The sequence below is a fragment of the Pseudomonas sp. 18175 genome (assembly GCF_050432925.1).
In the GTDB taxonomy this organism is placed as follows: Bacteria; Pseudomonadota; Gammaproteobacteria; order Pseudomonadales; family Pseudomonadaceae; genus Aquipseudomonas.
Genome location: NZ_JBKFTO010000010.1, coordinates 151,585 through 165,572, shown reverse-complemented (window position 1 = coordinate 165,572; position 13,988 = coordinate 151,585). Strand labels below are relative to the sequence as shown.

11 protein-coding genes are annotated in these 13,988 nt (G+C 62.3%); 10 read left to right on the top strand and 1 reads right to left on the bottom strand.

The features are described 5' to 3' along the window. Positions 1-68: 68 nt before the first annotated feature. The 10 genes from urtB to ureC all read left to right on the top strand — a co-directional run bounded on the left by urtB (position 69) and on the right by ureC (position 8,841). Positions 69-1,571, top strand: a complete 1,503-nt coding sequence (gene urtB / locus ACLD1Y_RS15845) for an urea ABC transporter permease subunit UrtB (RefSeq protein WP_429478812.1) — start codon at positions 69-71, stop codon at positions 1,569-1,571. Further along, the gene (gene urtC, locus ACLD1Y_RS15840) at positions 1,571-2,650 is read left to right on the top strand and encodes an urea ABC transporter permease subunit UrtC (protein WP_429478811.1); all 1,080 of its coding nucleotides are present in this window, start codon (positions 1,571-1,573) and stop codon (positions 2,648-2,650) included. Before urtB ends, urtC begins: the two co-directional genes overlap by 1 nt. Positions 2,651-2,661: 11 nt before the next feature. After that, positions 2,662-3,513 (top strand): urea ABC transporter ATP-binding protein UrtD, encoded by an 852-nt coding sequence (urtD, locus tag ACLD1Y_RS15835; RefSeq protein WP_429478883.1) that lies wholly within the window; start codon positions 2,662-2,664, stop codon positions 3,511-3,513. Positions 3,514-3,646: 133 nt separating this feature from the next. Next, positions 3,647-4,345, top strand: a complete 699-nt coding sequence (gene urtE, locus ACLD1Y_RS15830; protein ID WP_135309979.1) for an urea ABC transporter ATP-binding subunit UrtE — start codon at positions 3,647-3,649, stop codon at positions 4,343-4,345. A 31-nt stretch (positions 4,346-4,376) separates the two neighbouring features. After that, complete coding sequence (locus tag ACLD1Y_RS15825; protein WP_429478810.1) at positions 4,377-5,216, top strand: urease accessory protein UreD; 840 nt, start codon at positions 4,377-4,379, stop codon at positions 5,214-5,216. Between the two features lie 148 nt (positions 5,217-5,364). Beyond that, positions 5,365-5,667: an urease subunit gamma gene (locus ACLD1Y_RS15820; RefSeq protein ID WP_010213535.1), complete on the top strand. Its 303-nt coding sequence runs from the start codon at positions 5,365-5,367 to the stop codon at positions 5,665-5,667. 8 nt (positions 5,668-5,675) lie between these two features. Beyond that, complete coding sequence (locus ACLD1Y_RS15815; RefSeq protein ID WP_429478809.1) at positions 5,676-6,188, top strand: N-acetyltransferase family protein; 513 nt, start codon at positions 5,676-5,678, stop codon at positions 6,186-6,188. Between the two features lie 5 nt (positions 6,189-6,193). Continuing rightward, positions 6,194-6,727, top strand: a complete 534-nt coding sequence (locus tag ACLD1Y_RS15810) for a GNAT family N-acetyltransferase (protein ID WP_429478808.1) — start codon at positions 6,194-6,196, stop codon at positions 6,725-6,727. Continuing rightward, positions 6,724-7,029, top strand: a complete 306-nt coding sequence (locus tag ACLD1Y_RS15805) for an urease subunit beta (RefSeq protein WP_429478807.1) — start codon at positions 6,724-6,726, stop codon at positions 7,027-7,029. Before ACLD1Y_RS15810 ends, ACLD1Y_RS15805 begins: the two co-directional genes overlap by 4 nt. A 111-nt stretch (positions 7,030-7,140) precedes the next feature. Further along, positions 7,141-8,841, top strand: coding sequence for an urease subunit alpha (gene ureC / locus ACLD1Y_RS15800; RefSeq protein ID WP_429478806.1), 1,701 nt, complete (start codon positions 7,141-7,143; stop codon positions 8,839-8,841). Here ureC and ACLD1Y_RS15795 read toward each other — a convergent pair. Further along, positions 8,826-13,961 carry a dermonecrotic toxin domain-containing protein gene (locus ACLD1Y_RS15795; protein ID WP_429478805.1) on the bottom strand — a complete coding sequence of 1,712 codons (5,136 nt, stop codon included), beginning with the start codon at positions 13,959-13,961 and terminating at the stop codon, positions 8,826-8,828. The genes ureC and ACLD1Y_RS15795 overlap by 16 nt on opposite strands. Positions 13,962-13,988 lie beyond the last annotated feature (27 nt).

Below are 13,988 nucleotides of genomic sequence, written 5' to 3'. Positions count from 1 at the left end.
TGACACACCGCATTCGCGAGCAAGCCCGCTCCCACAGTTTGAACCGTGCATGATCAGGACACTTTGTTATGCCCACTGCCCTCTGCCGTTTGATCCTCGCCGCCCTGCTGTTGCTGCCTTTCGCCGCACACGCCAGCGACGCCGAAGACTTCTTGTCCGCCAACCCCAGCCAACAAGCCAAACTGCTCCAGGACTGGGCCGCCCAGCCTGACCCGGCTCGCATCGAGTTGGTGGACGCCCTGCAACAAGGCCAGCTCACGGTCAACGGTGAAACCAAGACCGTGCGCCTGAACAACCGCCTGCGCAGCCTGATCGACAACGTACAAGCCAGCCAGCAACTGCTCGCTGCCGACCCCAAGGTGCGCCTGGCGGCTGCGGTGACCCTGCAAAAAAGTGCTACGCCTGCGCAGCTCAAATTCCTCGACCAGCAAGTCGCCAGCGAGACCAACGAGGACGTGCACACCGCCCTCAGCCTGGCCCTGGCCAATCTGCAATTGGTGGACACCGACCCCGTGGTTCGCCTCGCCGCCGTGCGCCTGCTGGGCAGCACCGGCGACCCGCTGGCCCGCACACGCCTTGAAGCCCTGCTCGCCCCTGGCGTCGAAACCGATGCCGCCGTGCACACCGCCGCCGAAACCAGCCTGGCCCAAGTCAAACGCAAACTGATGCTGGGCGAGATCCTCGGCCAAGCCTTCAGCGGCATGTCCCTGGGCTCGATCCTGCTGCTGGCAGCGCTGGGTTTGGCGATCACTTTCGGCCTGTTGGGCGTGATCAATATGGCCCACGGCGAAATGCTGATGCTCGGCGCGTATTCCACCTACGTGGTGCAAATGCTGATGCAGCGCTATGTACCGCACGCCATCGAGTTCTACCCGTTGATCGCGCTGCCGGTGGCGTTTTTTGTCACCGCTGCCATCGGCATGGCGTTGGAGCGCACGGTGATCCGTCACCTGTACGGTCGACCGCTGGAAACCCTGCTGGCCACCTGGGGTATCAGCCTGATGCTGATCCAGTTGGTGCGTTTGGTGTTTGGTGCACAGAACGTCGAAGTGTCCAACCCCGCGTGGCTGTCCGGTGGCATCCAGGTGCTGCCCAACCTGGTGCTGCCGTACAACCGCATCGTGATCATCGCCTTCGCCCTGTGCGTGGTGGTGCTGACCTGGCTGCTGCTGAACAAGACACGCCTGGGCTTGAACGTGCGCGCCGTCACCCAGAACCGCAACATGGCCGCCTGCTGCGGCGTGCCCACCGGGCGGGTGGACATGCTCGCCTTTGGCCTGGGCTCCGGCATCGCCGGCTTGGGCGGCGTGGCGCTGAGCCAGATCGGCAACGTCGGCCCGGACCTGGGCCAGAGCTACATCATCGACTCGTTCCTGGTGGTGGTGCTCGGCGGGGTCGGCCAGTTGGCCGGTAGCGTCATGGCGGCCTTTGGCCTGGGCATCGCCAACAAAATTCTGGAACCGCAGATCGGCGCCGTACTCGGCAAGATCCTGATCCTCGCGCTGATCATTCTGTTTATCCAGAAACGCCCGCAGGGACTCTTTGCACTGAAAGGACGGGTGATCGACTGATGAACCAGCCATTGATGCTCACGGCCGCGCAAAAGGCCGGCCCCAAAGTGACGATTGCGGTGGGTGCGGTGATCCTGCTTCTGCTGTTGGCGCTGCCACTGCTGTCGCTGCTGCCAGCCGACAACGCTTTTCATATCTCCGCCTACACGCTGACGCTGGTGGGCAAGATCCTCTGCTACGCCATCGTCGCCCTGGCGTTGGACTTGGTGTGGGGTTATGCGGGGATGCTGTCCCTCGGTCACGGCTTGTTCTTCGCCCTGGGCGGTTATGCGATGGGCATGTACCTGATGCGCCAAGCCTCGGGCGATGAGTTGCCAGCGTTCATGACCTTCCTCTCCTGGACCGAATTGCCCTGGTATTGGCTCGGTACCGAGCACTTCCTATGGGCCATGTGCCTAGTGGTGTTGGCGCCGGGTTTGCTGGCGTTGGTGTTCGGCTTCTTCGCCTTTCGCTCGCGAATCAAGGGCGTGTATTTCTCGATCATGACCCAGGCCCTGACCTTCGCCGGGATGCTGCTGTTCTTTCGCAACGAGACCGGCTTTGGCGGCAATAACGGCTTCACCAACTTCCGCAGCATCCTGGGTTTTGGCATTACCGAACCGGGCACGCGGGCAGTGCTTTTTATCGCAACGGTGCTGTTGCTGGTGGCCAGTTTGTTTATCGGCTGGCGCCTGGCAAAGAGCAAGTTCGGCCGGGTGTTGACCGCGCTGCGCGATGCCGAGAACCGCCTGATGTTCTGCGGCTACGACCCACGCGGTTTCAAGCTATTCGTGTGGGTACTGAGCGCCGTGCTGTGTGGTTTGGCCGGGGCGTTGTATGTGCCGCAAGTGGGCATCATCAACCCCAGCGAAATGTCGCCGACCAACTCCATCGAGGCCGCCGTGTGGGTGGCACTCGGCGGGCGTGGCACGCTGATCGGCCCGCTGCTGGGCGCGGGTGTGGTCAATGGCATGAAGAGTTGGTTCACCGTGGCCTTCCCCGAATATTGGCTGTTCTTCCTCGGGGCGCTGTTCATCATCGTCACGCTGTATCTGCCCAAGGGCGTGATCGGCCTGCTGAAAAAACGAGGTGAGTCATGAGATACCTGGAAATGCGCGCCGCGGGCGCCGCCGCCGAATTCATGCTCGAACCGATCCTGGACGCCGGCAGCGGCCGCGAGGCCATCGGCCTTGGCCAAGCGGCAGGCAAGGGCCTGAACACGCGCCACGGCACCATCCTGACCCTGGAAGACATCAGCGTCAGCTTCGACGGTTTCAAGGCCCTCAACAACCTGAACCTGTACATCGGCGTGGGCGAATTGCGCTGCATCATCGGCCCCAACGGCGCAGGCAAGACCACGCTGATGGATGTGATCACCGGCAAGACCCGCCCCAGCCACGGCGCCGCCTGGTTTGGCGAAAACCTCGATTTGACCCGCATGAGCGAAGTGCAGATCGCCCAGGCCGGCATCGGCCGCAAGTTCCAGAAGCCCACGGTATTCGAAGCCCTCAGCGTGTTCGAAAACCTGGAGCTGGCGCAAAAGACTGACAAGTCCGTGTGGGCCAGCCTGCGCGCACGCCTGAGTGGCGAGCAAAAGGACCGTATCGAGGAAGTGCTCGACACCATCCGCCTGACCACCTCAGTGCAGCGCCCGGCCGGCTTGCTGTCCCACGGGCAGAAGCAGTTCCTGGAAATCGGCATGCTGCTGATGCAAGACCCACAACTGTTGCTGCTGGACGAACCGGTGGCAGGCATGACCGACGCCGAAACCGAATTTACCGCCGAGCTGTTCAAGCGCCTGGCGGGCAAGCATTCGCTGATGGTGGTGGAGCACGACATGGGCTTTGTCGGCTCGATTGCCGACCATGTGACCGTGTTGCATCAGGGCAGCGTGCTGGCCGAAGGGTCGTTGGAGCAGGTGCAGGAAAACGAGCGGGTCATCGAGGTTTACCTCGGTCGCTGACCCAGACGCGCACTTGCTTTATGTGGGAGCGGGCTTGCTCGCGAATGCGGTGGCTCAGTAACAGATGCATGAACTGACACACCGCATTCGCGAGCAAGCCCGCTCCCACAAGGGATTTGAGGAGAGTTTGGATATGTTGCAAGTCGAAAAACTGCACCAATACTACGGCGGCAGCCACATCCTGCGCGGGCTGTCCTTTGACGTGAAGGTCGGCGAAGTCACCTGCCTGCTGGGCCGTAACGGCGTGGGCAAGACCACCCTGCTCAAGTGCCTGATGGGTTTGCTGCCCTCCAAGGAAGGCGCGGTGAATTGGGAGGGCAAAGCCATTACCGGCTTCAAACCCCACCAGCGTGTACATGCCGGTATTGCCTATGTGCCCCAGGGCCGGGAGATTTTCGGGCGACTCACGGTAGAGGAAAACCTGCTGATGGGCCTGGCGCGCTTCCCCGGTTCAGAGGCCAAGGAGGTCCCCGCGTTCATCTACGAGCTGTTTCCCGTACTGCTGCAAATGAAACATCGCCGTGGCGGTGACCTGTCCGGCGGCCAGCAACAGCAGTTGGCCATCGGCCGCGCCTTGGCCAGCCGCCCGCGCTTGTTGATCCTGGATGAGCCCACCGAAGGCATCCAGCCCTCGGTGATCAAAGAAATTGGCGCGGTAATCAAAAAGCTCGCCGCCCGTGGCGACATGGCGATTTTGTTGGTGGAGCAGTTCTACGATTTTGCCGCCGAGCTGGCCGACCAGTACCTCGTCATGTCCCGTGGCGAAATCGTCCAGCAAGGCCGTGGTGAAAATATGGAAAGCGAGGGTGTACGCGGCTTGGTAACCATCTAATCTGTAGCCTCCTAACGATAAGCACGCTGCCATGAACCTGCCCGCTACCTCTGCCCTGTTCACCCCCAGCTGGCACGCCGAGCTGGAACTCGGCTACGCGCGATTCGGCGACACTACGCGCCCGGTGATGCGCCGTCACCTTGGCCCGCTGCGGGTGCAAAAACACCTGTACGCCGAAGGCCCCGAGGTGTGCCAGCACATCATCGTGCACCCGCCCGGCGGGATTGCCGGCGGTGATCGCCTGGATATCAGCGCCCATGTGGCCGAAGGTGCCTGGGCCCAGTTGACCAGCCCCGGCGCGGCCAAGTGGTATCGCGCCAGCGGGCCAGCCTTTCAGCAGCTCGACCTCACCGTTGAGGCCGGTGCCACCCTGGAATGGCTGCCCCAGGAAACCATCGTATTCAGCGCAGCCCAGGCCGAACTCACCACGCGCATCGAGCTAAAAGGCGATGCCCGCTTGTTCTACTGGGACGTGATCGCCCTCGGCCGCCCCGCCAGCGGCGAGCGTTTTGACCTGGGCCACTTTCAATCGCACCTGGATATCCGCCGCGACGGCCAATTGCTGTGGCACGAACGCCAACGCATTGTCGGTGGCGATGGTTTGCTCGACTCCCCCATCGGGCTGGACGGGCACCCGGTGTTTGCCACGTTGCTGCTCACCGGCGATATCGACCCTGAACTACTCGAACAATGCCGCGCCCTGCCCCATGCGGTGCGCGGCGACCTGAGCCAATTGCCCGGCTTGCTGGTGGCCCGTTGCCTGGCCAGTGAAGCGCTGTTGGCCAGGGCTTGGTTGATTGATTTATGGAAATTGCTACGCCCCGCCGTACTGGGCCGGGAAGCCGTCTCACCCCGAATCTGGAGCACATGAAGATCCAAACTGTGGGAGCGGGCTTGCTCGCGAATGCGGTGGGTCAGCAACAAATTTATTACCTGACATACCGCTTTCGCGAGCAAGCCCGCTCCCACATTTGATCTCTGTTGTTTATAAGAATGCAGTCTAAGAGAGACCTTGAACCATGGACCTGACCCCACGGGAAAAAGACAAGCTGCTGATCTTCACCGCAGGCCTTGTCGCCGAGCGCCGCCTTGCGCGGGGCGTGAAGCTCAATTACCCGGAAACCATCGCCTACATCAGCGCCGCCCTTATGGAAGGTGCCCGTGACGGCCGCACCGTGGCCGACTTGATGCACTTTGGCACCACCCTGCTCAGCCGCGAACAAGTGATGGAAGGCATCCCGGAAATGATCCCGGATATCCAGGTGGAAGCCACCTTTCCCGACGGCACCAAGCTGGTCACCGTCCACCAGCCGATTGCGTGAGGCCAATGATGATTCGTGATGCAACCCAAACCGACCTGCCGGCGATTCGCGCGATCTACAACGACGCAGTGCTTAACACCACGGCAATCTGGAACGAACAACCGGTCGACCTGGGCAACCGTCAGGCCTGGTTCAGTGCCCGCCATGCCCAGGGTTATCCGATTCTGGTCTCGGTGGAAAACGATGAGGTCACCGGCTACGCCTCGTTCGGAGACTGGCGCCCGTTCGAAGGTTTCCGCTACAGCGTCGAGCACTCGGTGTATATCCGCAGCGACCAGCGTGGCAAAGGCCTCGGGCCGCTATTGATGCAAGCGCTGATTGAACGTGCGCGCCTGTGCGGCAAACACGTGATGGTCGCCGCCATCGAAAGCGGCAACCAGGCCTCGATCCGCCTGCATGAACGCCTGGGTTTCACCACCACCGGGCAAATGCCCCAAGTGGGCATCAAGTTTGGCCGCTGGCTGGACCTGACCTTTATGCAACTGGCCTTGAACCCAGGTGCCGAGCCGCCCAAGGAGTGACGTCGATGAACGCCGCGCAACTGCGTCGAGTCAATGCTGAAAGTTTTGCCCATTACCGCTCGGGCTTGGTGGAGCTGTTGCTGGACGCGGTCAAAAACGGCGCATCGGTAGGTTTTATCGCCGACTTCGATGAAGCCCAGGCGCGCACCTATCTGAGCGGCGTGCAGGCCAGCATCGAAGACGCCAGCCTGTTGCTGTGGGTTGTCGTTCGCGACGAGCAAGTGATCGCCAGCGTGCAATTGGCGCTGTGCCTGAAAGCCAATGGCCTGAACCGCGCCGAGGTGCAAAAGCTCTTGGTGCACAGCAGCGCACGGCGCCATGGCCTGGGCCAGCAATTGATGAACACCCTGGAACTCGCCGCGCGCCAGCACAAGCGCGGTTTGCTGTACCTGGACACCGAAGCCGGCTCCCCCGCCGAAGCCTTCTACCAGTCGCTGCGCTACACCAAGATCGGTGAATTGCCCGACTACTGCCAAAGCCCGGACGGGCGCTACAGCCCGACCGCCATCTACTTCAAAACCCTGGGGCAACCTGCATGATTCCTGGCGAATATCAGATCCAGCCTGGCGAGATCGAACTCAACGTCGGCCGTCGCACTGTCACCCTAAGCGTGGCCAACAGTGGCGACCGGCCGATCCAGGTAGGCTCGCATTATCATTTTTTCGAGACCAACGACGCGCTGACCTTTGACCGTGTGGCGAGCCGGGGCATGCGTTTGAATATTCCGGCGGGCACGGCGGTGCGGTTTGAGCCGGGGCAGAGCCGGGAGGTGGAGTTGGTGGATTTGAGTGGTGGGCGGCGGGTGTTTGGGTTTGCCGGGCGGATTATGGGTGACCTCTAGGGCCTCTTCGCGAGCAAGCCCGCTCCCACATTTGGAATGCATTCCCCTGTGGGAGCGGGCTTGCTCGCGAAAGCAGTCTCACATTCAACACAACTATTTCAGGGCACACACATGAAAATCACCCGCCAAGCCTACGCCGACATGTACGGCCCCACCGTCGGTGACAAGGTCCGCCTGGCCGACACCGAGTTATTTGTCGAAGTCGAACAGGACTTCACCGTTTACGGCGAAGAAGTCAAATTCGGCGGCGGTAAAGTGATCCGCGACGGCCAGGGCCAAAGCCAATTGCTCGCCCATGAAGTGGTCGACACCCTGATCACCAACGCGCTGATCATCGACCACTGGGGCATCGTCAAGGCCGACGTGGGCCTGAAAAACGGCCGCATCCACGCCATCGGCAAGGCCGGCAACCCGGATATCCAGCCCGGCGTGACCATGGCCATCGGCGCCAGCACCGAGGTGATCGCGGGCGAAGGCATGATCCTCACCGCCGGCGGCATCGACAGCCACGTGCATTTCATCTGCCCGCAACAGATCGAAGAGGCGCTGACCAGCGGCGTCACCACCATGATCGGCGGCGGCACCGGCCCGGCCACCGGCACCAATGCGACCACCTGCACCTCCGGCCCATGGCACCTGGCGCGCATGCTCCAGGCCAGCGATTCGTTCCCGATGAACATCGGTTTTACCGGCAAGGGCAACGCCAGTCTGCCGGAGCCGTTGATCGAACAGGTCAAGGCCGGTGCCATCGGTTTGAAGCTGCATGAGGATTGGGGCACCACCCCCGCGAGCATCGACAACTGCCTCAGCGTGGCCGACGAATACGACGTGCAGGTGGCGATCCACAGCGACACCCTCAACGAATCGGGCTTCGTCGAAACCACCCTCGCCGCCCTCAAGGGCCGTACCATTCACACCTACCACACCGAAGGTGCCGGTGGCGGCCACGCGCCGGACATCATCAAGGCCTGTGGCTTCCCCAACGTATTGCCCAGCTCCACCAACCCGACGCGGCCGTTCACGCGCAACACCATCGACGAACACCTCGACATGCTGATGGTCTGCCATCACCTGGACCCAAGCATTGCCGAAGACGTGGCGTTCGCCGAAAGCCGCATCCGCCGCGAAACCATCGCCGCCGAAGACATCCTGCACGACCTCGGCGCGTTCTCCATGATCAGCTCCGACAGCCAGGCCATGGGCCGTGTCGGTGAGGTGATCACGCGCACTTGGCAGACCGCCGACAAGATGAAAAAACAGCGCGGCGCCCTGCCCGGCGACGGCCCTGGCAACGACAACTTCCGCGCCAAGCGCTACATCGCCAAGTACACCATCAACCCGGCGATCACCCATGGCATCAGCCATATCGTCGGCTCCATCGAGGTGGGCAAGTGGGCTGATCTGGTGCTGTGGCGCCCGGCGTTTTTTGGCATCAAACCGACCCTGATCCTCAAGGGCGGTGCAATTGCCTCAAGCCTCATGGGCGATGCCAACGCCTCGATCCCGACGCCACAGCCGGTGCATTACCGCCCGATGTTCGCCAGCTTCGGCAGCTCGCTGCACGCCACCAGCCTGACCTTTATCAGCCAGGCCGCCCAGGACGCCGGCTTGCCCGCAGCCCTGGGTTTGAAAAAGCAGATCGCCGTGGTCAAGGGTTGCCGCGACGTGCAGAAAACCGACTTGATCCACAACGATTACCTGCCAGACATCGAGGTGGACCCGCAGACGTATCAGGTCAAGGCCGATGGCGTACTGCTGTGGTGTGAACCCGCCGACGTATTGCCGATGGCCCAGCGTTATTTTCTGTTCTGAGTCACGTCATCGTTACCCTGAACCACTTGGAAAGGGATTTCCGTACGCTGCAGTTTGGCGCGCTGCATCGCTTCGCGGGTCAGTTTGAGGATCAGCGCTCGCTGATCCGCTTCTATCACGCGCATGCCAGCCGTGTAGCTGCCGGGTGGTACGTCACCCTGATCGAGCAAGGCCTCGGCGCGAAGGCGAAACTGCTGGAACAGTTTTGGGTATGACAGTTTGACAAAGTCGGCCCAGAACGGCTGGCTGATGATCTGTTGTTCCAATAGAGGCCCTTCTTCCAGCGCCAGCACACGCTGGCGCGCTTCCTCGATCATCGCCTCGTTCACATCCGGCTCCCGGAACATCATGTTGCGTGACTGCCATGGCAAGTCCAACGGCTCCGCCAAACGCGTGGGGTAAATCATGTGGATTTCAACTTCATCAATATCCCTGAGCGCATTGCCCTGGCTATCGCGATGGGTGATGCGCAGCCCCTCTTCATCGTATTCGGGAAATTTGCGCCCTTGTTTGACCAACTCATTAACCCGCGCAACCGCGATACGACCCAGTTCGTTGAGCCGTGACTTGCCTTGCGCCAGCTCAAGCAAACGGGCCTCGATCAGGTCCACGGCCGCCAACTCATAGGCCTGCTTGATCAAGACTTCAACGCCCATTGCATTAAACAATTGTGCACCCGCATCCACACAGCTGGTGGGCGCTTGCGCCATGCGGAATAACGTTCTGCGCAACTGCCAGTCCTCTGCGGCTGCTTCAACCATCTCCCAGACTCGACGTGTCAGCGCCAAACGGGCTGCCTCATCCTCGGATAGCGCATCAGCCGAGGTCGCCAACTTGCGCAGCTCATCGAAAAACGGTTCTGAACCCAGCTCATCCTCAAGGCGCTCCCACACCTCGGATTTGGCCTGCCATTGCTCATCGTCAAGCCCGGCACGCCAACTGAAGCTGTCGAGCATGCCGCGGGCAGGGGAGCGGCGATTAGGGTCCAGGCCGACCGACTCGCGATAATTGCGCACTTGCTCCAGGTTCTGAGCCGAGATGTATTCAGGCTCCTCGCTGATCGTCGTGCGCGCAATCGTTTCGGCGGCATCGGAACCCAGCTCGACTTGGGGAATGCTTGCCAGCACATTTTCACTCAGGTCCAAGTTGAAGGTGCGCCCTCGTGGCAGGTCGAACACGCCCGCTGGCCAAGTGTTGATGCCGGTTTTCGCCAATATCACGACCACCAACTCCGGCATGCGGCCAATGTTCGGTATGACGGTAAGCGGGTTGCGTTCCAGGCTGAGAAAGCCCATATGCGCCAGTTGGCTCAACGCGTTGGCAGACTCCACGGTCAGTACGATGCGGTTGTCGGAGAGATCGAGATCGGTCAGTTGACGCATTTCGCCCACCGAAGCGGGCAGCGCTTCCAGTCGATTGCGACTCAGGTCCAAGCGGCGCAGCCTGGTGAAGTGCCCCAGAAAACCGTCGATGTTCTGGCTCAGGCCGGTATTGGACACATCCAGACGCGTGACATGGTCGAAGTTCGCGCTCAGCGCAGGCAGCGTATTGAGTTCACCCAGCAACTCCTCGTCAGCCAGGTCGAAGAATTGGCCCATCACCACACCTTCGACATTCACGTCGACCGTTCCGGTGCGCTGCCAGGCCTCAATCAGTTCCCTGGCTATGAGGCTACGGACGTGGCGCCGAGCGCGGAATGCATCGGCTGCTTGCTCTTGCTGGCTCACACCCTGCGACAGTTGCTGCTTCCAGGATCGCAAGCGGCTGGACAACTGCTTGAACTCCTTCTCCAATCGCCCAAGCTTCAGCTCTCGATCCTGCCCCAGGTTTTCTATAAATGTGCGCACCTCGGCCGTGGAAAACGCGGGGTATAGGCTGCGTACCCGCTCTTCGGTGATTTGCCGCCACGTCTCTTGGCCCGCGCCACGCCCGCTCAACGGATACCCCAGGCGCTCACCGGGCAGGCGCAGCGGCCACCGGACGATTGGCAGGCGCTCTGGCCGCATGCCCAAGACGCGACGTAACTGTTCGCGGGGCAGGGCCTTGGCGCGGATCAATGCCTGCAATTGCTCGCCTTGCCCCACGTGCGGCAGGCCGAGGGCTTTACGGTGCGCGTCGGGCAACGCGTGCTGCAAAGCGCCATACAGACCATTGACGCCATGCAGTTCCTGGCCGCGATCATCGAACGCTTGGTAGCGCCCATCGGCCACGCGCAGCAGGATCTTTTTCTCGCCGCTCTGCGGGCCGAAGCTGGCGCGCAATTCACCCTCCAAGCCACCTTCGCGCACTTCCAGGCGCAGGTTGTCCGACCAGCCGGGCAGGTTCGGTAACGAATTGAGCACCAGCGCTTCGGTGTCTCGGTTGGCCAGGGCGTCGAGGAACAGACCTTCGTAGGCGTGGCTCAAGCGCACCTGTTGTTGCAGCAAGCGGGCCTTTTGCGCGAGGTCCAGGGGCAAGCGCGTCGCGCGTTTGAGCGCGGCGCGTTGCGCAGCCGGCAGCTCGGCCAGCATCTCGCGCACCATCAGCGTCGGCAGGCTCTTGAAGTCACGCTGTACCAGCGCCTCCGCCGCATCGGTCAACGGCTGTTGATCGGCGTACACACTGCGCATCAAGCGCGCCCGCACCAGGTTTGCCCGGGCCTGCAATTGTGCTTTCACGGCTGCGATGCGGGCTACGCGAGTGCGCGGGGTGTAGCGTCCAACCAATTGCTCCAGTTGCGTATCGCTTAGAAAATCCACAATGCGCTCGGGCAGCTTCCCGCCCATCAACTCCCTGCGGCTGATTTGCAGGGTGTCCGAAGGCACCGCCTCGGCACTCCCGTACTTGACCGATGGGCCGGTGAGACCGGGCTCGTCAAACGCCTGCACCGCCCGCTCTACCGGCCAACCCGGCAGTTCGACGGCCAGGGTCGCCGCGTATCCGCACAGGGTATCGGGCAAGCTGCCGCTGCCGATGCCTTCGGCCACTTGCATCGCGCTGGCGTAGGCACGGAACTGGCGCGCCGTATCCAGTAGCACCGCCGGCACCGGCTCGCTTTCGACATGCACACGACGCAGCACGTCCTCGTCGATGTCGCTGACCTGGCGGATCTGCTCCAGTTGGACATCGCTGAACCCCTCGAACGTCGGGCCCAAGCGGCGCATCAGCCGAGGCCCCGCCCAGGTCAGCGGGCGCTCCAGCTCGTGACGCCAGGCGCCTGCGCCGTTGTGTTCAAGGGTCGGTTGATAGGCGTCCGGGCGGGACGGGTGTTCGATCACATAGCCGTCGTCGGCCGGCTTTTGGCGCACCTTGAAGCGCTTATCCTCCAGCGCGATCACCGCCTCGCCATTGACCTGGTGCACACCGTGCTCGTTGGGCACCGAGCCCTCGGGAATGGCGCGGGTATGCTCGTAAGGGGCGAGATCGGGATTCCACAGCCGCGTCTTGCCGCTGGGCAGCGTGACCCGCTTGAGGTTCTCGATGAAGGGCACCGCGGTAAAGTGAAACGCCGCGCCGCCGGCCACCAGGGCCGCGAGGTTTTCCACCACGTCGGTGATGTGCGCCCAACCGGCCTCGCGATCGCCCTCGCTGAGCTCGATCACACCGTCGAGGACTTCGTAGAGCATCTGGCCCACCATCACCACCGCCATCGCCTCGCCCAATGGCGGGATGACCATCGCGAGCACATTGACCCCAAGCAGGCCGATGTTCAGGTAATGCTGCAGGCGCCTGGCGCTGGCGGCCTCGTCCGCATCGGCCGTCGAGACGGCCTGGGCACTGGCATCGTCGAGCTGGCGCTGGCGCCAGCTTTCAAAGTGCTGTGGCCACAAGTCCACCGCCACCCACAGCCCACTGATGGAGTGGATATTGATGTAGAAATCCGGGTCGGTAATCGGCACGCGCACCTGGGGCTGCGGGTCCGTATTGACCAGTGTGAGTGTCGATAATGTCGGAGCCAGCAGCTTTGCCGCCACCTGCCCCCACTCCGACCGCAGCCACTGCGCGCCGATAGGCTGGGGCGGCGCATCCACCACCAGTTCGGTCAAGCGACGGAAATAATACGGGCGATCCTTGTAGGCGACGAACTGGCTGAAAAACCGCTGAAAGTTGGTGATCGACGTCGTCTCGGAGCGCTCGGCAACCCGCTGTGGCCCGGCCTTCAAGCGCGCGGTCAAGTCATTGCGAAACTCATTGAGCGAGGCATAGCGCTTGATCGGATGTTCCGGGTGGTCCGGGATATACGCGATAAACCAATCGCCGTAGCGGTGCTCCACACAGGGGTCGATGATCAAGCAACCCTGCAGCTGCAGGTTCATCAGGCAGGGCGCGCGATACCAGACCTGCTTGTCGCCGAGCATGATCTTCTGCTCGCCCGCCAGCACGCGCAGCAATAGCGCGTAGTCGCTGTCGGAGATATCCCCCTTGAGCTGCGCCAGCAGGGCCGCCGCCGCAAAGGCATCCTGGTGATAGCGGATGAATTGCTCGCGCAACACGCCTTCGGGCACGACGGCGCCAGGGTGCAGCGCGTTCGTGAGGTAGGTTTGGTACTTCGCGCCCAGGTCCAGCGTGCGGCACAGGCTGACGAACGCGTCGATGGCCAGCGTGGTGGTATGCCGCTCGAAGTGGCCGCGCTCATCCGGCGCGGTGATAAAACCCGACGCACTGTTGAAATAATCCGGCTCGGCTTCCCGGGCTTCGAAGTTGTTCAAGGCCGCTTGCAGCAGCGAATAGGTCCGGACCTTGAAGCCCCCCGTGCGCACGCCGAAGGCATCCTCGGCCGGGCTGTACAGGCGCAGCCAGGTGAGGTTGACGTCCAGCTCAAAGCCTTGCGCCTTGAGGGCCGCCACCAGCAATGGCTGCGCGAAGGCGTCCAGCGCCTGGGTCTTGCCCAGGGTTCGCTCCAGGCGGTTGAGCGACTCGCAGCGCGCCTGCAACAGGGTATTGAGTTGATCCTTGGACGCTTGTGAAGCGGCGTCGTACCAGGCCGGCACCTGTGGCGCGGTCTGCTTGAGCGCCAGGCGCCGCGCGGGAGACGACTGCACCAGGCAGTCCGGGATGACCTGGCGGATAAAGGAATAATGTTGCCCCTGCTCACCGGGCAAGGCCGGTGGCAGGGTTTCGGAGGAAGGCGTAGCAGGCATGATGTGGCTCCGGTGAAAAGGAGCCTC

Excerpts from the sequence above, each read along its gene's own strand:
- urtC (WP_429478811.1), top strand. The coding sequence starts at position 1,571 with ATGAACCAGCCATTGATGCTCACGGCCGCGCAAAAGGCCGGCCCCAAA.
- urtE (WP_135309979.1), top strand. The coding sequence starts at position 3,647 with ATGTTGCAAGTCGAAAAACTGCACCAATACTACGGCGGCAGCCACATC.
- urtB (WP_429478812.1), top strand. The coding sequence starts at position 69 with ATGCCCACTGCCCTCTGCCGTTTGATCCTCGCCGCCCTGCTGTTGCTG.
- ACLD1Y_RS15825 (WP_429478810.1), top strand. The coding sequence starts at position 4,377 with ATGAACCTGCCCGCTACCTCTGCCCTGTTCACCCCCAGCTGGCACGCC.
- ACLD1Y_RS15820 (WP_010213535.1), top strand. The coding sequence starts at position 5,365 with ATGGACCTGACCCCACGGGAAAAAGACAAGCTGCTGATCTTCACCGCA.
- ACLD1Y_RS15815 (WP_429478809.1), top strand. The coding sequence starts at position 5,676 with ATGATTCGTGATGCAACCCAAACCGACCTGCCGGCGATTCGCGCGATC.
- ureC (WP_429478806.1), top strand. The coding sequence starts at position 7,141 with ATGAAAATCACCCGCCAAGCCTACGCCGACATGTACGGCCCCACCGTC.
- ACLD1Y_RS15805 (WP_429478807.1), top strand. The coding sequence starts at position 6,724 with ATGATTCCTGGCGAATATCAGATCCAGCCTGGCGAGATCGAACTCAAC.
- ACLD1Y_RS15795 (WP_429478805.1), bottom strand. The coding sequence starts at position 13,961 with ATGCCTGCTACGCCTTCCTCCGAAACCCTGCCACCGGCCTTGCCCGGT.
- ACLD1Y_RS15810 (WP_429478808.1), top strand. The coding sequence starts at position 6,194 with ATGAACGCCGCGCAACTGCGTCGAGTCAATGCTGAAAGTTTTGCCCAT.
- urtD (WP_429478883.1), top strand. The coding sequence starts at position 2,662 with ATGCGCGCCGCGGGCGCCGCCGCCGAATTCATGCTCGAACCGATCCTG.